Origin of the sequence: Vibrio toranzoniae (assembly GCF_024347655.1) — a bacterium.
Taxonomy (GTDB): Bacteria; Pseudomonadota; Gammaproteobacteria; order Enterobacterales; family Vibrionaceae; genus Vibrio; species Vibrio toranzoniae.
In genome coordinates this window covers 764,545-783,394 of record NZ_AP025515.1, presented here as the reverse complement: position 1 = coordinate 783,394, position 18,850 = coordinate 764,545, and the positions used below count along the sequence as shown (strand labels likewise).

The 18,850-nt window shown below is 44.0% G+C and carries 17 protein-coding genes; 9 read left to right on the top strand and 8 right to left on the bottom strand.

All coding sequences use genetic code 11. From position 1 onward, the window contains the following. The first annotated feature begins 210 nt into the window (after positions 1-210). From OCU50_RS17905 to OCU50_RS17895, 3 genes are all read left to right on the top strand, one after another. On the top strand, positions 211-948 hold the full coding sequence (locus tag OCU50_RS17905; protein WP_060469062.1) for a nucleoside recognition domain-containing protein: 738 nt from the start codon (positions 211-213) through the stop codon (positions 946-948). Then, on the top strand, positions 948-1,415 hold the full coding sequence (locus OCU50_RS17900) for a YjiG family protein (protein WP_017057609.1): 468 nt from the start codon (positions 948-950) through the stop codon (positions 1,413-1,415). The genes OCU50_RS17905 and OCU50_RS17900 overlap by 1 nt, the downstream gene beginning before the upstream one ends. 610 nt (positions 1,416-2,025) lie before the next feature. After that, positions 2,026-2,412 carry an MAPEG family protein gene (locus OCU50_RS17895; RefSeq protein ID WP_060469061.1) on the top strand — a complete coding sequence of 129 codons (387 nt, stop codon included), beginning with the start codon at positions 2,026-2,028 and terminating at the stop codon, positions 2,410-2,412. A gap of 155 nt (positions 2,413-2,567) precedes the next feature. Here the strand turns inward: OCU50_RS17895 and OCU50_RS17890 are convergent, their stop codons facing one another. Both OCU50_RS17890 and OCU50_RS17885 read right to left on the bottom strand, forming a co-directional pair. Next, complete coding sequence (locus OCU50_RS17890) at positions 2,568-3,608, bottom strand: acyltransferase (RefSeq protein WP_060469060.1); 1,041 nt, start codon at positions 3,606-3,608, stop codon at positions 2,568-2,570. Between the two features lie 122 nt (positions 3,609-3,730). Then, the gene (locus tag OCU50_RS17885) at positions 3,731-4,687 is read right to left on the bottom strand and encodes an AEC family transporter (protein WP_060469059.1); all 957 of its coding nucleotides are present in this window, start codon (positions 4,685-4,687) and stop codon (positions 3,731-3,733) included. Positions 4,688-4,848: 161 nt separating this feature from the next. On the opposite strand from OCU50_RS17885, the gene OCU50_RS17880 reads away from it, so the two are divergent. Together OCU50_RS17880 and OCU50_RS17875 are read left to right on the top strand one after the other, a co-directional pair. After that, positions 4,849-5,442: a TetR/AcrR family transcriptional regulator gene (locus tag OCU50_RS17880; protein WP_060469058.1), complete on the top strand. Its 594-nt coding sequence runs from the start codon at positions 4,849-4,851 to the stop codon at positions 5,440-5,442. Between the two features lie 235 nt (positions 5,443-5,677). After that, positions 5,678-6,526: an alpha/beta fold hydrolase gene (locus OCU50_RS17875; protein ID WP_060469057.1), complete on the top strand. Its 849-nt coding sequence runs from the start codon at positions 5,678-5,680 to the stop codon at positions 6,524-6,526. Positions 6,527-6,650: 124 nt separating this feature from the next. Here the strand turns inward: OCU50_RS17875 and OCU50_RS17870 are convergent, their stop codons facing one another. Together OCU50_RS17870 and OCU50_RS17865 are read right to left on the bottom strand one after the other, a co-directional pair. After that, a complete protein-coding gene (locus OCU50_RS17870; RefSeq protein WP_060469056.1) occupies positions 6,651-9,191 on the bottom strand; it encodes a glycosyl hydrolase family 18 protein in 2,541 nt (846 codons plus the stop codon). A gap of 367 nt (positions 9,192-9,558) precedes the next feature. Beyond that, positions 9,559-10,023, bottom strand: coding sequence for a DUF2850 domain-containing protein (locus tag OCU50_RS17865; RefSeq protein WP_060469055.1), 465 nt, complete (start codon positions 10,021-10,023; stop codon positions 9,559-9,561). A gap of 306 nt (positions 10,024-10,329) precedes the next feature. Between OCU50_RS17865 and ppnP the strand changes: the two genes are divergently transcribed. Then, positions 10,330-10,611: a pyrimidine/purine nucleoside phosphorylase gene (gene ppnP, locus OCU50_RS17860; RefSeq protein ID WP_017632387.1), complete on the top strand. Its 282-nt coding sequence runs from the start codon at positions 10,330-10,332 to the stop codon at positions 10,609-10,611. Between the two features lie 188 nt (positions 10,612-10,799). On the opposite strand, the gene OCU50_RS17855 is transcribed toward ppnP, so the two are convergent. Further along, a complete protein-coding gene (locus OCU50_RS17855) occupies positions 10,800-11,666 on the bottom strand; it encodes a pirin family protein (protein ID WP_060469054.1) in 867 nt (288 codons plus the stop codon). A 158-nt stretch (positions 11,667-11,824) separates the two neighbouring features. On the opposite strand from OCU50_RS17855, the gene OCU50_RS17850 reads away from it, so the two are divergent. After that, positions 11,825-12,106 carry a hypothetical protein gene (locus tag OCU50_RS17850; protein WP_060469053.1) on the top strand — a complete coding sequence of 94 codons (282 nt, stop codon included), beginning with the start codon at positions 11,825-11,827 and terminating at the stop codon, positions 12,104-12,106. Between the two features lie 36 nt (positions 12,107-12,142). On the opposite strand, the gene OCU50_RS17845 is transcribed toward OCU50_RS17850, so the two are convergent. Further along, positions 12,143-13,333 (bottom strand): GGDEF domain-containing protein, encoded by a 1,191-nt coding sequence (locus OCU50_RS17845; RefSeq protein ID WP_065311176.1) that lies wholly within the window; start codon positions 13,331-13,333, stop codon positions 12,143-12,145. 314 nt (positions 13,334-13,647) lie between these two features. Between OCU50_RS17845 and OCU50_RS17840 the strand changes: the two genes are divergently transcribed. Further along, entirely contained in the window at positions 13,648-13,986 is a 339-nt protein-coding gene (locus OCU50_RS17840; RefSeq protein ID WP_060469052.1) for a DUF1840 domain-containing protein, read from the top strand. A gap of 155 nt (positions 13,987-14,141) precedes the next feature. Continuing rightward, positions 14,142-17,057 (top strand): alkaline phosphatase family protein, encoded by a 2,916-nt coding sequence (locus OCU50_RS17835; protein WP_060469051.1) that lies wholly within the window; start codon positions 14,142-14,144, stop codon positions 17,055-17,057. A 138-nt stretch (positions 17,058-17,195) separates the two neighbouring features. Here the strand turns inward: OCU50_RS17835 and OCU50_RS17830 are convergent, their stop codons facing one another. Next, on the bottom strand, positions 17,196-17,453 hold the full coding sequence (locus tag OCU50_RS17830) for an HP1242/YdcH family protein (protein ID WP_009846137.1): 258 nt from the start codon (positions 17,451-17,453) through the stop codon (positions 17,196-17,198). A 156-nt stretch (positions 17,454-17,609) separates the two neighbouring features. After that, positions 17,610-18,599, bottom strand: a complete 990-nt coding sequence (gene trhO, locus OCU50_RS17825; RefSeq protein WP_060469050.1) for an oxygen-dependent tRNA uridine(34) hydroxylase TrhO — start codon at positions 18,597-18,599, stop codon at positions 17,610-17,612. Between the last annotated feature and the right edge of the window lie 251 nt (positions 18,600-18,850).

Genomic DNA, 18,850 nt, shown 5'->3' with positions numbered 1-18,850 from the left:
GTGGTTTTATCTTGGTTTTTTATGTTGAGTTATTTATTTATTTTAGTTTTTGAATCTGGCTTTAAATTTAAATCACAGTTTTATGTTTCGCTATGGGCATTTGGGGTGAATTTATATGCTGTTTGATTTTGGTCATTAATCGTCGGATCATTAACTTGCACTATCTATATGTGTTTTGTTCCACATAAACGAAGGCATATAGAGGTTCCTATGACTAATCCAACACAAAACCATCGTCCAACTACGGTTGGTAGTTACATCGCACTCGCTTTTGCGATTGTGTTCTTTTCTGGATTCATGCAGTCAAATGAATGGTATGGGGTGTTCGATTTTACAACGCTCAACGGTTCATTCGGTAAGGTCGCTTACGATGTGAGTGAATCGGCTGATGGTATTCAAGCGGCAACGACGTCACTGCGAGGCAAAGGCGGAAATGGTGCTCGTGACGGTTTTATTTTTGCTTTGACACTTATTCCGACCGTGATGTTTGCACTGGGTATGATCAACGTACTTGAGCACTATGGTGCACTGGATGCGGCTCGCAAACTATTGACACCTCTGCTTCGCCCTCTAATGGGAATTCCGGGCAACTCAGGCTTGGCACTGATTGCTTCGCTGCAAAGTACCGATGCTGGTGCTGCGATGACGAGGCAGCTGAAAGACGAAGGGCATCTGACTAAGCGTGAAACCGATGTGTTCACCATGTTCCAGTTTACGGCGGGTGCGGCGATCGTTAACTTTTTCTCTTCAGGTGCAGTGCTGTTCACGTTGACGGCAATGGACGGCTCTCTTGCTGTCACGTCATCAATTGGTTTAGCTGTTGTCGTGATATTTATCTTTAAGTTTGTTGGTGCGAACCTATTCCGAATTTATCTCAACATTACTGAAGGCAAAGAAGACAAACCAAAATCAGACAAAGAACAAAAACTGGAAGAGGAAGTAGCATAATGAGTGAAGTTAAAGCAAAGAAACCAATGGTTACTGATATTTTCGTTGAAGGCGCTAAGAAAGGCTGGGTAATTGCCACTACTTCTACGGTACCGAATGTTCTAATGGCATTCGTCATCATCAAGGCATTACAAATCACAGGTGCACTGGATCTGATGGGCACTGTGTTTGCGCCTATCATGGCGGTATTTGGTTTACCTGGCGAAGCGGCAGCGGTACTGATTGGCGCGTGGATGTCGATGGGCGGCGCTGTTGGTGTGGTTATCACGCTGTTTGACCAAGGTATCTTGAACGGCAACCATATCGCTATTTTGGCGCCTGCTATCTACTTGATGGGCTCTCAGGTGCAGTACATGGGCCGTATCATGGGACCAATTGGTACTGAAGGTCGTTACATTCCAGTGATGATCGCGATTTCGGTATTGAATGCTTTTGGTGCAATGTTCTTGATGAACATTATTTTGTAACGTGATTTCTAAATCTTTTTAGACGTAACAAAAAGGAAACCCCGTTTGGCTTTCACCAAACGGGGTCTATTCTTTTTGTAGCCATCCTGCTACTGCGCGTTACTTATCTTTCAATAGGTAACCAATGCTCCCTGCATCGTTCCTTGATCTGGTTAAATCCTTTAACCTATCCAATTCATCGCCTTCCTAGCGGTGTCCTTGCTAACTCATCATCCCGACAAGTGACTCTATCCTAGAGTATAACTTCCTTGCTGATAACTCATCCTAAGTCATCAAATCTTCATCCTGAAGATACCTAATCCGTTAGGCTTTTTCCTGTTCCTGCCAACTCCCTGTCGACACGTACATTAAACACTCTTGAGGCTTTGTTCGCAATTGAGTTGAAGAAGTAAATGAAGACGTTAACTGAAAGAAATATGCGTCGACTCATACAAAACAAGGAGTTGGGGTTGTTTTTTAGGAAACTTCTGCGAAGCTTAGTTGTGATATCTTACTTCTATGTAAGATATCTCTCACAGGTGTTAGGGCATAAATACCACGACGTGTTTACCTCAGCAGTGAATCTATGGGTAAAACACGCCTAATAAACTCCAATTTATAGGGATAGATGATGATTACAGCACTTTACGCAGCTTTGCTAACAGTATTAATGATATGGCTGGCGATCGAAGTTATTAAGCAAAGGCGTATTAATCTTATCGCTCATGCTGATGGCGGTGTTGAGTCGTTGCAGGTAGTACGTTCAGCACAAAGTAACGCAATGGATTACATTCCAATTACGGTAATCTTGATGGGCTTCCTAGAGATGAATGGTGCCAGTGTATGGTTTATTCATGTGCTTGGCGTCGCGTTTTTATTAGGGCGAGTGATTCATGCAAAAGGGATTTTGACGAAGAACTTGAAAGGTCGAAAAGTGGGGATGGTGCTAACGCTTATCTGCATGATTTCTTTGATTGTCCTAAACTTAGTTTACCTACCTTTTGATAAAATGTTCTAGGGAGCATTATGGCATTGCGCCTTCCTCCTGCTTGGGCGATTGTCCTCGCAGGCTTGATACTGAACGTCTTGGTGCCTATCTTAGCTTAGATAATGATTTGCTTTAGCTTAACCTCAGCCTCGAAGCTGCCATTTGAATTGACGTGAAAACAAGCATTAACGTAATAGCCATCGTTTTAGTGGTGTTTGTTCGATACCAACGACCAGCATAAAACTAAGCATAAAGGTACCGAAGAATACGAGGCTATCTTTGGCTAATCCCGTGATACCTAATATTCCACAAACATTGAACAGTAAGATAATGATCAGTAGATGGCTTACATAGATACCCAGCATACGGTTTGAGATCGCGCGAACCCACGTATAGTCGCCGATGTTTGGATTAGCCAAAAGCCACATAAACATGCCCATTCCCCATAGTGCCGTACCAAACAAGAAATCATGCATGTTGAATCCAACGTCGAACGTGGTTAGCCATGCCGCCTCAGCAAAGTGAATCAACATACCTAACGTTAATAATCCCAACGCTTTAGTTGATGATATTTTCCACTGATGATGGCGAATGAGGAAACCTAAAGTCACCATTAACGTGCTAAAGAACGGACCGTTACGCGTGAAAAACGGCGCGCTGAGGTCGGTTAAGCTCGCATAGCTGCCCGCTAACACACCATACACGTAAAGCAGAACAGCCGTTGGCAATAACAGTTTGTCGAGTTTCATCTCAACCATTAAGGCGATGATCAAAACCGCACACACCAAAGCAGGAATAAACCATAAATGCACCAACCCACCCTCTAAGAAAGAGTTGAGCGGGGTGTTCATTAAAAAGCCCCAGTAGCCTTGGCGTTCGCCTAAGTAACCTAACTCTTCAACCTTAGCGAGATTGAATGGCATGACTAGGCAAATGACGCTCCATACTAGCCAAACCTTGAGTAGTGGTTTGGAGTAGTTGATGAAGGTTGTCCAAGGCGATGCTGTGAGTTTAGGTTGAATCAGATACCCTGAGATAAGGAAGAAAAGAGGCACGGCGAAGCGAGCGGCTTGGTTAAGCACATAACCAATCCATGGCACTTCATCGATTTGCCAATAAGTCAGTGCCATTTGGCCGTGTAAGCCAATGATCGCCAAGATAGCAATCACTCGACCCAACTCAATACTGGCGATGCGTTGTGAAGGCGTATGTTGAACGGAAGACATATCAGATCTCTAAGAAAATTTTCGTAGAATCTAACAGCCTTTTTATTGAACCCGTTAGCGCTAAATCAAGGGTTACGACCTTTATTTTAAGGCTTGTATTGATTCTTTGAAGCCTGTCGCAGCTATATTAAATTCATTGCAGTGAGTGCGAATATACCAAGCGTGCAAGTGATAAGAGAAACGACAGTCGTTAGAGCGATAATATTGGCAGCCAATGTTGAATTCCCACCCATCGCACGTGCCATAACATAGCTCGCAGCAGCGGTCGGTGCGGCGCTCATCAAGAAGATAAGACCAAGATCTAACCCTCTAAAACCGAAGAACAGGGCAGCTAGCGTAATCAGTAGCGGAGCCAAAACCAGTTTGTATCCGGTAGAGAACCAAGTCGGGCCCTTATCTTTTTTTAGAGAACGTATATCAAGCGACCCTCCCGTGCACAAAAGGGCTAACGGTAACGTCATATTAGCAAAATACTGCCCTGCATCTGTTACCATTTTTGGTACTGGAATCGACAATAAGTAGAACAATACACCTAAGACGATCGAGATAATAAGCGGGTTTTTGGTAAGTGTTTTAACGATGACTTGAATGGCTTTGTCACCTGATTCTTGCCCCTTTGGAGTAAGCGCAATAACAGCCTGAATATTATAGAGAACCGTCAAGGAGGCGACATAAAGAGCTGCGAGCGCGACACCATCATTGCCGTATATATTGGCAACATAAGCAAGCCCGATAATAGCGGTATTGGCGCGAAAGCCACCTTGTACTATGACACCTTGGTCTTGAGGCTTTTTAAAAGTAATTTTAGTGCTGACAGTGGTGAACACGAAGAAGGTAAGGTTGGCTAACAAGCCAAAAATGACGAGCTTTCCACTTGCGGCAAAATCGTGGTGAGACTGAACAATGCTGAGAAATAACATCGCGGGTAGAGTGACTTGAAAAACTACCTTGGATGCGACATCAATGAAGTTGTCATTGATTAAGCCAATTCGCTTGAGCATCACACCAAGAAACAGCATTAAACAGATAGGGCCTGTTACCGACGCCGAAAACGCAAACTGTTCCCAAAGTGTGTTCATTCTTCTTCCTTTGTTAGTTGATTTCAATTTCCTTTGAATACTGTCGCATTTTTCCACAGTTTCTGACATCAGAGAAAACAAAATAAGTGTTTTGCAAATAAAAATTGCAAAAAAGAACGAACGTGCTAAAAATAACGTATCAGATTTATCGTTGGTGAATAATGAGCAAGGGAAAGATAACCAAAGAGTATATTTTGAGCCATGCGTTCGCGCTTGCGAGTGAAAACGGGCTTGAGAGTTTAACGATTGGCGAGCTAGCCAAGCAATGTGGCATGTCTAAGAGTGGCTTGTTCGCGCACTTCAACTCTAAAGAGAACCTGCAGCTCTCTGTACTCGAATATTCCAACGCCATATTCACTGAAAAAGTCATCATTCCTGCGCGAGAGCTCGGGGATGGCGATATTGAAGCGAAACTAAAGCAGTTGCTCGACAATTGGCTGGGTTGGAATCATTCGTTTCAAGGTAGCTGCATGTTTATTGATGCATGGAAAGATGCGGGCAGCGAAACCTCTGTGATTCAGAAGGCGTTGCAGAAAACCATTTCAGTGTGGATTGATTACTTGACGATTCAAGTAGCCAAAGCGGTTGAGAGCAAACAATTCAGGGCTGATTTAGACCCTAAACAAGCCACTTTTGAGTTATATGGGCTCTATTTGAGTGCGAACTTGTTTTACTCCTTACGAGGGCAGCAAGCGAGCCACACGCATTTTTGGAGTGGTGTAGAACGCTTAGTCGCCAGCTGGAAAGCGGTTTAACTCGTAAGTCACTTAGTTCGTAAACCACGTAGCTTGCAAAACACTTAGTTCGCAAAACATAGAGTTTGCAAAGCATGTGAACTTTGCTGATGTAAGGTCTAACAATTTTAAGAGAAGTGGCGGCAAGCAGCTAAACATAGCTTTGCCCCATTTTTTATATCAACAAATAGCACGGTCGTTCGATTTTTAGGGCCGAGCTCGATACGCCAATGATATGGCGATACAAGGAACGGTCATGAGTGACAAAATCTATTTTAATACATCGAATAAATTCAGCTTCAAGCGCAGCCTGATTGGTGCAACAACCAACCTGCATTATATTCTTGCGCCAAACCATGCGAAGAAAACAGCGCGTAAACTGCTGCTCACACCAATGCGTACCGAGCAAAAAAACGCCGATCCGCAAGGGCTCATCAAAAGTGAAATCAAAGGTCGAGATGGCGTTTTAAAAACCTACTCTTTGGGCACGGGTCCAGTTTGGGTACTTACCCACGGTTGGTCTGGCACGGCGAGTCAGTTCTTTCCTCTGATGGAGCATATCGCCGCTAAAGGTTTTACGGCGTTGGCTTATGATCATCCTGCTCATGGTGGCAGCGATGGTGTTCATGGTCATATTCCTGCGTTTGTGAACGGTCTTGAAACTATTCTCGATTCGGTGGGTGAGGTAGCAGGTTTGGTCGGTCACAGTATGGGCACTGCTTCTGCGTTGGAATGCAGGCACGTGAAATTAGAAAACCAGCCGTTGTTGTTGATTGCACCTGTGTTGAATTATCTAGAAAACTTATTTGAGAGTGTGGCTCGTTCTGGTTACTCAATGAAGCTGTTTGAGGCAGTCGTGGGAGAAGTGGAAGAGCAGTTTAACTATCCACTTCAGTCAGTCGACCCTTATGGGAAGCTAGCACTTCGTCAATCTCAGACAATCATTGTACATGATGAGAAAGACAAGTTTTCGAAGTTTGATGTGTCTCAGCGTGCGGCTAATGAAATGGATTGTATTACCTTGATTGCGACTCAAGGCCAAGGGCACGGTCGAGTGATGAAATGCCCACAAGTATTCGAGAGCTTTGATAACTTGATTGGCTAAGCTTAACGAGCGTGAGTAAGCAGAGCGCCAACTAAGAAAACAAATCATAAAAAGGCCAACCAGATATTCTCTGGTTGGCCTTTGCTGTTAGGTGTTCAACTGATGTTGAACTAAATTCTATTTTTTAGTTGGCACAGCTAGCTGGGCCGATCTCTTTCCACACGCCCCATTGACCTGCTGTGGTTGGATCTTCACCTGTCGTCCACCATTTTGCTTCCCAAACCTTACCGCCTTGAGTCACTTGGTCGCCGCCAGTGTAGACCGCACTTGAATCCCAAGCGTTAGTACACGTACCGCCGCCTGTCGTTTTCTTAAGAACTTTTACTGAAGTAGCCGCTACCGATGTATCTGTACCATCACTCACCGTTACAGAGAAGTTCAGCGTCGTATCTTGCGTGTATTCAGCCGCGACAAAGCTTACCAAAGCGCCTTGTACTGTTGCGTTGATACCTGCTGGTACATCCCACGTGAAGGCCAATGTATCTTGGTCTGCATCGCTAGACGCTGACGCATCTACCACTACCACATCACCCGCATTGACTTCAGACGGAGCTGTAACCACTGCTACCGGAGCGGTGTTGACTGGGCCTGTTTCTTTAGGGTTTACCGTTACAACAACCGTGTCTGTTGACGTTGCGCCTTCGTTGTCTGTTACGGTTAGGTTGAATGTTAGCGTCTCTTGTTGAGTAACTTCAACAACATCGAAGCTTGCAACTGCGGCATTGCCATTAGCCAGTGTTACTGCGGTTCCGCTCACTTGTGACCAAACGTAGCTCGCAATCGTACCGTCGCTGTCTTTTGAAGCGCTGCCATCTAGAGAAACAGAAGCTGGGCCTTCAACCGATTGGTCTGCACCAGCGGCTGCCGTTGGTTTGCGGTTTACAGGATCTGTTGTACCGCCCGCAAGACCTTCATGCATTGCGTTCAGGATGTCGCCGTTATCCGCATCAATTTCCCAAGAGAATAAACCCGCAAGACCAAGGCTACGAACGTACGCGCCTTTTGCTTTTACCGAGCGGTCATCATCAAATGTGATCAACTGACCTGAAGTGCGATTCCAAACGTAAGGCGCTTCTGCCATTTCGTCGTAGCCGTATTCGAAGCCATTGATGCCTTGGTTGTTCGCACCAAGCATGTTCGCTTTAATGCCTTTGTAGTCGATAACACCATCTTCCCAGACGCCTTGTGCAGAGCTGCCTTTCAGTTTGCCGTTACCAACCCCTGTCATCGGGTCGCTAGGATCGGAAAGTGATGATGGTAATACGCCTTCCCAACCACGACCATACATCGCAGTCCCCACCACGAGTTTGTTGGCTGGGACACCTTGCTCAAGAAGCAGCTGGATGCCGTTGTCAGTGGTGTAAGCTGGGCCTGTGTATGGTTCGCCATTTTCATCAAGCCCTGAGCCATCACATTGACCTGGGCGCATGAAGTTACCGCAGTTCAACGCCGTTTGGTGACCCAACACGTTGTTCCAACCGCCGTAGAAGTCGTAAGTCATTGCGAAGATGTAATCCATGTATTGGATAGCATCGCCGTAGTCCACATCTTCAATCTTATCGTGACCGACGCCAATCGCCGAAGTGAGTTCGTAAGTACGACCGTTTTCAGCTTCTAGCTCATCTAGCATCACGCGTAGCTCTGCCATCAGGGCAATGTAAGCTGGGCCATCGTTCACAGGGTCACCAAGTTCGGGCGCCGCGCCGCCTCCACCAGGGAATTCCCAGTCGATATCCACACCGTCGTAGAATTTCCATGTGTTAAGGAATTTCTTAACAGACGCTACGAAGGTGTCACGGTTTGCCTTAGTTGTGAAATCAAAGAATGGGTCAGACAGTGTCCAACCGCCAATTGATGGAATGATTTTTAAATCTGGATTGCGCTGCTTTAGCGCCATCATCATCGCGTAGTTACCCTTGATAGGAGAGCTGTATTCGTGACCTGCTTGAGGGAAACTTTTTTGGAAAGCTGCCCAAGGGTCATGAATCACCACTTCGTAATCGTTAACGCCCTGACATGCTGTCATGAGTGCGTTGTAGCTGTTTCCGCCTACCGATTTTACTGATTCGTTAGGGCCACAAATTGGGATGAAGCCATAAAGTATATGGGTTAAGTTGTCTGCGGGCAGGTTGTCTATTGTGTAGTCACGACCATAAATACCCCACTCCACAAAGTAAGTACCTACTACTGTGTTGGGATCGGTGTTGTATGACTTGTTGTTTGGATCCACATTCATCGCAAGTGGCGCTAAGTGCGCGCCATCGGTATCGGCGATGGTGATCTGCGCAGGTGCACTCTTGCTACAGCCTGTTTCGTCACACGCTTCTATTTCCATCTCGAATAAGCCCCCCTGACCGTATTCGAATGAAGCTGTGGTTTGGCTGCCAGTGATTGGGCCTGTCGCAACTTTAACGCCATCAAAGTAGATGTTGTAAGTGTTTCCTGATGTCCCGCTCCATTGGTTGAATTTAACGTCGACCTTCGCTTTGTCGTGATATTTAACCATCTGGTTGTAGCCTGATGTGGTTTCCATCGCGAGTTCAATTTTAGAAAACTGCAGGTTGTTGGAACCGTACATGTCGATGCTAGGTGCTGTTGGAGCAGCTAATGCTGTACCAGATAGCGCTAGAGCAATGCTCGCAGCACAGGTATTTATACGAATCATACTTTTTCTCTCATTCCTTGAAGGTTACGGAACCAAATGGCCCCATAAACGGCTCCAGTCAGTTTTGAAGGAGCTTCCCTGTCAGTATTCGAGAGAGTTTTAATTTCAGAACTGAAAATAAATCTATTTTCGATGGACAACTAAAAAATTGTACGTTGTTACAAATCTGTTGCTTAGTGAATGAGAGGCTGAGTCCATGTTTTATAAAACAAAACAATGTTCATTAAGAAGATCTCATAAGTGAAATTACACGACATGAAGTTATAAAAATTTGTGACAAACTATAAGAAAAACCGTGAATTGAAGCGGTATCACAAAGCTAAGGGTGTTGGTAAACAAGCAGGCCGGAGGGAGATCTTGCGTAGGGTTACCTTTTGAATTGTTCAGCTAATGAAGCACGTCGTTGTTGCATGATACTATGAGTATCACCGATTGCAGTATCTTCATAGCCTTCTTTAATGAACTGCTGAGAAGGGGTGCTAGGAACCAATCGCTTTAAACGAGGCGAATCGTAAGTGCCACTGATGGTGTAAACTGTTTTTCCAGAACCAGTGTTGATGGTGACAATCTGACCATCAAAATCAAATGCAGTACTGATGAGGCGATGGTTCATCATTACACCCTTATCAGAAAGCGTAAGGATATCGGTATTGTAAGGTGGAGCAGCAATCTCTATCCATGTGCCATAGACATTACTTGGGCTGACAGATTGTTGGTGGGTTTGGTAAGCTAAATAACCAGCGCTGAGGGCAATCATAAAGCCAGCGAATAGGAAGCCGTAGAGTAACAAGTTGGCAAGTAGATCTCTGCTTTTAGTTAGCTTTTTTGCCATTATCTCTTCATTTTTCGACGGATATTGTTTTAGATTCTATTTACTAAAACCTTAGTTTGCAAAAATTGTTGTAAGAGTTAGAAGCAGGATCGAATGTTCCAACAAATTTGGTTGCGCTGGCGGTTTTTAATCTTTACTTCAGTATTTATGCTACCAATAAAATCGAATTCCAGAAATGACTAAGCTATGCGTATTTATTTCTTGTAGGACAGTCTCGAATTGGTTAAAACAATGATCACCTAGATTTACGCATAGGCTTATTCGTTGAGCCCAATAATTGCAATTTTGAGATAACAAGGAAGTACAATGATTAAAGAAAACACATACTTTGAAGGTGGCGTTAAGTCGTTAGCGTTTAACCAATCTGGTGCTGATGTGAGTGTTGGTGTGATGGCGGCTGGTGAATATACGTTCGGTACTGCGGCTCCTGAAAAGATGACCGTTGTTAAAGGTGCTTTGATTGTAAAGCGTGTTGGCGATGATGACTGGACAACATATCAATCTGGTGAATCTTTTGACGTTGTGGGTGATTCTTCTTTCGATCTACAAGTAAAAGAAGCGACCGCTTACCTGTGTGAGTACTTGTAATATCCTTCGAGTTAGTCTTTGACTTGTAAGAAAAAACCACGCTCCAAGAGCGTGGTTAAATAAGTGATAGTAACCGGCAGTGGATAGTGTCACTTGTTTTTACAGTCATCAAATGGATGACCAAATCGTTGTTCGTTACAAAATCTCTTCAATACTTTCGTCAACGTTTAATGCTTAAAACCAGAGCACTAATAAGTTTCAAATACTCCGTTGTTGTAGTCCTGAATAGTCTGTTCAATCTCTGCCATCGAGTTCATGACAAATGGACCATAATGCACAACCGGTTCATTAATCGGTTGACCAGAAAAAATCAGCACACCTGAATCTTCCAGGCTTTCTAAAGACAACAATTCAGCTTTTGTTAACAGGGCCAGTTGACCTTGGTTGATGACTTTGTCGCCGATCTGAATCGTGCCTCGGTACACATAAGTCATGGCATTATGAGCAACTAAAGTCCCTAACGTCACTTTTTGCCCTGAATTCGCTCGCCAATCCGCAACACTTAATGGCACACCTGTCTTTTGTAGTGGACCTTGTGCTCGCAAAATTTCTGAGTCAGCTTGGTTATGTAACTCAAACCCACCGGCTATTACTCGTAACAAACCGCTTTGTTCATTTAGATACTCTGTAATACTTCCACTTTGGAAATCATGATATTGCGCTGGCTGCATTTTGTGTGTTGAAGGTTGGTTTATCCAAATTTGAAAACCATGCAGTGCGCCTTCTTCCATTATCGGCATTTCGCTGTGAATCACACCACGGCCCGCGGCCATCCACTGTGCGCCACCACTGCGAAGTTCTCCAATGTTTCCCATATGGTCTTTGTGTTGAAAGTGACCTTTGAGCATGTAGGTGAGCGTTTCTATCCCACGGTGAGGGTGAGGAGGAAAGCCGCCAATATAGTCTTTGCTTTCATCTGATTTAAGTTCATCAATCATCAAAAATGGAGAAAAGCTCGCGTTGTTAAAACCAGCGAGTCTTTGGATTTTGACTCCATCACCATCGGAAGTGGCATGTGCTGAGATCACATGATCGACTGCTCTTACACTCGTCATTTTTGAAACCCTCATAAACTGAATAATTGTAGTTTAGGTAATTTGATTGAAAAAGAAGATGGCACAGCGTTGAGTGACTTATTCGAAAATATTGAACAGGTAACAATATAAAATTATGTCTATAATTGAATGTAGAATAGACCGCCAAGGAGGCCGCTATGGCAGTACAGCAAAAACATGGCGAAAAGAATGGTCGGGTGGGCTTTGATAACGACTTTACAACAGAGCAAAGTCAGCGTTTTACAGAAGTTGCGAACAGCGCGGTTAAACGTCGCGTGAAAAAGCGTGAGATTGAAGCTCCGTTTATTCAGTCGGCTAAACAAACTGTTCTTAAAACGGTAGTAAGACCTAAAGGCAATAACCCAAACCGAGCACGACAAGTGGTATGGATTATCATCATCGGGTTAGTCAGCCTTTGGCTGATGTATATGGCGGGCTAAAAAGGTATTTATATAGCGGCTAACTTACAGGGCTAGCTAGCGTTGACGAGTTTTTAATTGCGTAACATTGTTCCCTTCAACCTTCGCTTCAAGACAATCTTCAAGTTCAGAGGAATCAGGTTCTGAGCTGGTTAGGTTCGTCGGTAACTCTTCTATTAAGGTCGATGTCGGGTTGTCGTGATAATAAGCGTATCGGTTTTTTCCTGAATGTTTCGCAACATACATGGCTTTATCGGCGCATCTTGTTAACTCATGCAACTCTTTAGCATCCTGCGGGTAAAGTGATACGCCAACGCTGAGTGTCAGCTCTTTGATCCTCTCGTTAGTTTGGCATCCGCTTTCGAATAATCCACAAATCCTATTTAAAATACCGTCTAAATCTTTGCGGTTGGGAATATCGTAGAGCATCAGAACAAACTCGTCCCCAGCAAAGCGTGCAATTGAATAATCGTATTCATGACGTTTTCGATCTCTGGTTCGAATATTATTGCTTAAGCGATTGGCAAAATGCTGTAAGACACTGTCGCCAACATCGTGCCCATAACTATCGTTAATATTTTTAAAGTCATCAATATCTAAAAAAACCAATGCAGTAAGTGATCGCTCACTATCAACGGTCGCAAGCTTTTCAGTTGCCCACCTTTCGAAGCTCCAACGGTTCGCTAACCCTGTGAGTTGGTCCCTGTAGGCTAAGTCTTCAATACCTTCTTTATACAGGCGCTGAATATAACTTACCGCTTTTGTGTAGTAATAAGCTGACGTATGGCATACCAAGCTCATCATCAATAAGCTGAGAATAAAGCGATGGATACTGTTGAATGGTAAAGAAAAATTGCTAGGTAGCGCCGTAATTAGGATGCTGATAAAGACACAAAATGAGGTGCTGAAGATGACTCCAATTCTGAAATCATTGACGAAAATCACGGCGGCCAAAATAGGGTATAGCCAGAGGATTCGTTCTGGGATAGCGTGGCTGTGTAAGAACAGAATAATGCCTTGTACTAATAGTACACAACTTAATATTAATTCAGAATAGTGGGGGGTAATGGCTTTTCTAACATAAATTGCATTTGATATTGCGATAAAAGCAAAGCACAGTTCGAAAGTTAATAAGGTGTAATGCTGTCCTTGAAGATAAGCCCAAGTGTAAAAAATGAACAAAGCTGCGGCAATGAGCGAGAAGGAGTAGACAATTTTTTGTTTTCGAGTGGATCGTATATCCGCCATTTCTTCTATGTGTCTGCCCACTAGCCTGTTCATGTGATTTGTGCCACTAAAATTTGATAATGGCATTAATACTAGATTAAATAACAACCTACGCGGAACCTTTGTCATCTATTTAGTGTGACTACTATCAAGGTTCTAGGTTAAAGGTAGCTGAGTGAGATTTATACAGTGATGTGCATCACTGAATGTGACGGGATAGTGGTAAAGTTACATTGGAGCGTCTAATCATGGAATCTATTTTCATCATTATGTGCTTGCTTTCTAAAGATTTACTCAACATAGTTTGTATACAATAGAACTCAAAGAGACTAATTATGTTAATTACCTTTAATTGCAAAGCTCATGCTAGCGTCACTATGTTTGGTGATGTTGCACTTCATTTTATTAAGATGCTTGGACATAGCGGAACGGTTCCTGGTGCTATTGATGCCGAAGAAGTACCTCAAGCGTTGAACAACTTACGTAAGGCGATTGAAGCTGAGCAAAACCAACCTGCAGAACAAGACGATACCGATCACGAGAACGAAGACAATAGTGCCGAAGTCCCTGTCAACATAAGTAGTAGAGCTTTCCCACTGATTGAACTATTAACAGCAGCAATCAAAGAAGAGTGTGAAGTGATATGGGAAGACGGTAGTGGCAAGCAACTTTAAGGTTGCTTGACGTAAGTAAAGGTTCGTTTATCACTCTAAAGCTTTCACTCCGAATACATAAGTGAACGATGCACAAGTGAACGTAGTTGACTAATGAAAGTGAGCTGAAACAATAGGTTGTATTTATGAAGGTAATTTGACCTAAAGGATATTGGATGCGTTTCTATTCCCAAGCCCGTCGCTACGCCAGTTTGTTTAGTAGCCTTTCGTTGACCTTAGTGTCGGCGCCTAGTTTTGCCGATATGTCGACAACGCCTGTTATTGGTGGGGTGTTCAGTTCCAGTGATGTACTGAAGAATCAAGTGCTTTCAAGCCTAGATTACTCCGCCAAACTCACTCGCGATGCCGCACTTTTCACCATCGGCGGCGTAACATTAGATGCGTACATTCTTGCGCTGCCTTTAGATGCTAAAACGAAAGCGCGAGTGATCGCTCAGTTGTCCAACCCGACTTACTCAATTCCGTTAGGTTATTTTCTCTATAGTTACTACGACCGCTATTCAGGTTTGGGTAGTGAAGATGTATTCAAAGGGTATCTGTCGACAGTCTATGATAACGAGGCTTTAAAAGGCTTTGAACATAGCCTCTATTATGTCGGTGATGAGCCAGTCTCAGAGCATAAAGAGCCAGATACCTCGACTGAAGCAACAGGTCACCATGAAGGGATTCGTATTGATGAACAGTTCATTGCCAATATGGTTGTTATCTACGATGCGCTATTTGAAATCGGTGTTTGGCAAGATATGGATACCCTTCCTGAGAGCTACACCTATTTAACGAACAGCCCTGAAGATTTGGCGATCATCGCTCAAATTCAACCGATCATCGTTGATTTGATCGGTAAAGCGACATTGGGCATGGATGACGGTGACATGAAATCTGCAATGTTGGCAATTGCAGAAGATGGTAAACCAGAAAACGCCGATAAGCCGAATAACAAAGTACAAGCTCTGACGGTCACTCTTATCGATTTTATGCGCTTAAACTTGCTTAAAGCTTACCGACAATTTGTGTTTAAAGAAGAACGCGCAGAAGCGCTCGATGATTGGATGCAGCAAGCATTTAGTGACCAGCCTGATGTGCTCATTCAGTTCTTAGAATCCCAACAGAACAAACGCTTTGCGGTTCAAGTGACGGTCGATGGTTTACAGCAAGGGTTGATCGAAGGCTTGGTCGATGAGAATGCGCCTTTCATCTCGGTGGCGTATCAGAATCATAAAAACCGAGCGCAATACAAACCTAATCTAGAAACAGTGATCGAGCCTGAACATCAACAGCAGGTTCGGTTCATGGAGGTTCTGTCTGAACAAACCTATCGTGATCCGAATTATCTTCCGTTCTTCAAAAAACTCTATCAAGAGCATCGAGACAATATAAGCCGAGTGGGTATCTCTTCTACTCCTACAATCAGCGTACGTAATCTACCTATCATTAAAACGGGCGCAAAAGTGTCTGGTAATGGTGGTACGGGTATCCCTAATTTCCACTTTGTCGATAGAGAGCTCGACCGTGCGTATTACTTCTTCGGTAATGATGCGCTGCAGTTGGATGTATTGATGGCAGACAATAAGGTACAAACCATGTTTGATCGCCTTGATTATCTCAAAACGCTGAACTGCAACGCCCAGTACGATTGGAATGCGCACACGACTTATGATGGCTTAGTGAACTTAGGTTTAGGAGAGTCGTTACGTGATTACGGTGAGAAACGCTGCGTCAAAGAGCTTGAAGAGCGTTCTGAAGTTGAAGCCGTTCTGCGAGAAAAGCGTGAAGCCTTGATTGAAGATATTGAAGCGTACCTGTCTATATCGGGCTTTGATTTTTTCACTAAGCTTTCAAAGAAGGCTCAGGTTAAACAATCGATTACTCAGTTTGCCGAGTTGGATGGAAAAGGGATGCCAGACTATACCTTGGTCTACAATCCATGGCCGGATCACTTTGCGCACTTCACGGGGCCTTTTAGTGACGAAATTTTGATGCCGACTGGAGAGCTTAACCGGTTGGACTATTGGATTCGTCAGATTGAAGCGACCTACCGCAGTGCCGGCGTTTACGATAAAACCCTTTGGGGTATGGCTGGCGATCATGGTTTAACGCCGGTGTTCTACGCTCTAAATCCAGAAAAGCAGGTATTTGAAGGCTTACAAGCAGAGCTAGAGTATCCAATTGTGGTTAAGAAGATATCTTCAGACGAGGGTGAAGGGCCTAAAATCACCAATGCGCTAAGCTACCCAAGCTCGAAGGAATTGGATGTGGTGGTCGCCTCGACTGCCGGTGGTAACTTCATGATGGACTTCTTTAATTCGGCTCAAGGGTGGCAGGTTCAGCCGGTTTACCAAGAACTCACGCAGTGGTCTCCGATTGCAGCGCCAGCTGGTCAGAACATAGACATCATTAATCAGATAGCGCAACGCTTGCCTGAAAGTCTTGATTATATGGTCGTGAGAGAAAGCACATGTGATCAACAACGCTGCGCTGTTCGTGTGATTGGCAACCGTGATTTAAAACGGGTCGATGAATTGATCACTCGCGAGGGTGACAAGCTTTTCTATGAGTCGCTAGAAGAAAATCGAGCGCCGATTTTGCTTAATACGCAAAGGTTAAATCCATACCTAGCATCACCAAGCGAAGCTGATTTTGCACAGTATTCTCAATGGGTAGAAAAGTGTATTAACCGAGCGGTTAAGGCGGATGTGACAACGTGGTGTAGCAGTGTGGAGTGGACAGAGTTAACCCAATTGACTCCTCGACCTGACTCTGTCAATCAACTGGTCAATATCTACCTTGAAGATAGGGCTGGCACGATTAATTTGTTCCCGAAAGCTGGAATTGGTTATAACACCAAAGTTCCGGGGCGTCATGCTGGAGAGGATTACTTAGAGAAAGATGCCTTCATAGGATTCTGGGGAGCGCCAATTGGCGAAAACTCTCAGCCATTGAAAATTGAAGCTAACGGATCTTTAGCGCCGACACTCTTTGAGTATTTGACTGGAGAGCAGGTGGTGGCGGGCGAAAATGGTTGGGGGTATCCGTCGTTGATCGATAAGTTGGATATCTCTGCAGACCGTTAGTAATTGAGCTCTCTACTTAGTCACCGTTTACTTGGTTAGCTAGGTAGAGAGCCAATCCCACAAAATTATCATCGCTATTATCGACAACTTGGCGACGTTGTTCTTCAATGTCTTAAAATAGATTAGCGGCGTATTAGGTTAAACGATTTTAAGCGCGTGATGTCGAGTGAGCTGTTTGTGAAGTGAGTCTTTTAGCTCCATGCGTTCTACTTTGAGGTTGTGCATGCTGTCGTCATCGATAGGGCTGCCAGAGATTTCTAATTGGCGGATGTCGTAGTCGAGTTGGTGATATTTCTGCATGTCTGCTTTGAATTTTTCATCGTCGTGGTTGAGCTGAACAATGTCTAATTTAAGATCTGGGAAATCTAAGATAAAGGCATGGTTTTCATTGAGCATTGGCACTTCCTCTCTTGTCTACTTAACTTCAGTATAGAGCCTATTTTTGAAGATAAATGTGTTCCTAAACACAAAGCGAGAGTAGGATCAAAAAAGGGCATTAACGTTCCATTTTGGATGCGTTACTGCCCTTTATTATTTTAGTAGTATTAAAAACTACTGAGTTTTCTTACCAGAACGTTGTTGCTCTTTATGTGCGAGTTTTGCTTTCTTGCGTTGCTCGATAAGGTGAGCAGCTTCGCCACCGACGTGGGTTTCGCCACGAGCATTCGACAGTTGAACTTGCTTCTCACGTTCACGGAAACGCGCTTTCTGCTCGTCGCTGTGCTTATCAATACACTTAGGGCAGCTTACGCCTTTCTCAAAGTGCTCAGACGCTTTGTCTTCGTCAGTGATTGGTAGACGACAAGCGTTACATACATCGTAACCGCTCTTCTCAAGCTGATGGTTAACGGCAACACGGCCATCAAATACGTAGCAGTCGCCTTCCCACATGCTCTCTTCTTCTGGCACTTCTTCTAGGTACTTAAGAATGCCGCCTTCAAGGTGGTAAACCTCATCAAAGCCTTGCTCTTTCATGTAGGCTGTTGATTTTTCACAACGAATACCGCCGGTACAGAACATCGCAACTTTTTTGTGCTTCTTAGGGTCGAGGTTTTCTTCAACGTATTGAGGGAACTCACGGAAGGTTTCTGTGTTTGGGTTTACGGCGTTTTTGAATGTGCCGATGTCGACTTCGTAATCATTACGAGTATCCACCAAGATCACATCTGGATCTGATATGAGGTCGTTCCATTCGTTTGGCTTAACATAAGTGCCGACAACATGGCGAGGGTCGATGCCTTCAACGCCCATGGTTACGATTTCTTTCTTAAGTTTAACCTTGGTGCGGTTGAATGGTTGTTCTTCGTTGAACGACTCTTTGTAAACAACATCAGCCAAACGAGAATCTTGTTTGAACCATTGAAGAAGAGCGTCGATAGATTCGCGTTTACCTGCAACAGTACCGTTGATGCCTTCACTCGCAAGTAGCAAAGTACCGCGGATTTGGTTGGCTTCTAGCACTTCAGTTAGTGGCTGGCGAATTTCTTGGTAATCATCAAGTGCAACGAATTTATACAGAGCACATACAACATATTGAGACATGGTTTTTCCTTTCTGCGAGCTGGAACGTAAATCCAGAGCGTAGCCTTCTGATCATCGAGGTTCTAAAGTAGAGCCTTGTGTGAACGTCAGCTTATTAAAATCAGGCGCAGTATAACCAAGGCGGTACGGGACAAAAACCAACAAAAAGCAGGGTTATATAACAACACTTATAGTATGGCTATATGTGTGGTAAAAAGGCCGTTATTTGATAAGGAATGTTAGCTCAAATAAACAGTGGTACTTTGTTGTCT

Excerpts from the sequence above, each read along its gene's own strand:
- OCU50_RS17865 (WP_060469055.1), bottom strand. The coding sequence starts at position 10,023 with ATGGCAAAAAAGCTAACTAAAAGCAGAGATCTACTTGCCAACTTGTTA.
- ppnP (WP_017632387.1), top strand. The coding sequence starts at position 10,330 with ATGATTAAAGAAAACACATACTTTGAAGGTGGCGTTAAGTCGTTAGCG.
- OCU50_RS17855 (WP_060469054.1), bottom strand. The coding sequence starts at position 11,666 with ATGACGAGTGTAAGAGCAGTCGATCATGTGATCTCAGCACATGCCACT.
- OCU50_RS17830 (WP_009846137.1), bottom strand. The coding sequence starts at position 17,453 with ATGCTCAATGAAAACCATGCCTTTATCTTAGATTTCCCAGATCTTAAA.
- OCU50_RS17880 (WP_060469058.1), top strand. The coding sequence starts at position 4,849 with ATGAGCAAGGGAAAGATAACCAAAGAGTATATTTTGAGCCATGCGTTC.
- OCU50_RS17875 (WP_060469057.1), top strand. The coding sequence starts at position 5,678 with ATGAGTGACAAAATCTATTTTAATACATCGAATAAATTCAGCTTCAAG.
- trhO (WP_060469050.1), bottom strand. The coding sequence starts at position 18,599 with ATGTCTCAATATGTTGTATGTGCTCTGTATAAATTCGTTGCACTTGAT.
- OCU50_RS17850 (WP_060469053.1), top strand. The coding sequence starts at position 11,825 with ATGGCAGTACAGCAAAAACATGGCGAAAAGAATGGTCGGGTGGGCTTT.
- OCU50_RS17840 (WP_060469052.1), top strand. The coding sequence starts at position 13,648 with ATGTTAATTACCTTTAATTGCAAAGCTCATGCTAGCGTCACTATGTTT.
- OCU50_RS17845 (WP_065311176.1), bottom strand. The coding sequence starts at position 13,333 with ATGGCGGATATACGATCCACTCGAAAACAAAAAATTGTCTACTCCTTC.
- OCU50_RS17835 (WP_060469051.1), top strand. The coding sequence starts at position 14,142 with ATGCGTTTCTATTCCCAAGCCCGTCGCTACGCCAGTTTGTTTAGTAGC.
- OCU50_RS17905 (WP_060469062.1), top strand. The coding sequence starts at position 211 with ATGACTAATCCAACACAAAACCATCGTCCAACTACGGTTGGTAGTTAC.
- OCU50_RS17885 (WP_060469059.1), bottom strand. The coding sequence starts at position 4,687 with ATGAACACACTTTGGGAACAGTTTGCGTTTTCGGCGTCGGTAACAGGC.
- OCU50_RS17895 (WP_060469061.1), top strand. The coding sequence starts at position 2,026 with ATGATTACAGCACTTTACGCAGCTTTGCTAACAGTATTAATGATATGG.
- OCU50_RS17890 (WP_060469060.1), bottom strand. The coding sequence starts at position 3,608 with ATGTCTTCCGTTCAACATACGCCTTCACAACGCATCGCCAGTATTGAG.
- OCU50_RS17870 (WP_060469056.1), bottom strand. The coding sequence starts at position 9,191 with ATGATTCGTATAAATACCTGTGCTGCGAGCATTGCTCTAGCGCTATCT.
- OCU50_RS17900 (WP_017057609.1), top strand. The coding sequence starts at position 948 with ATGAGTGAAGTTAAAGCAAAGAAACCAATGGTTACTGATATTTTCGTT.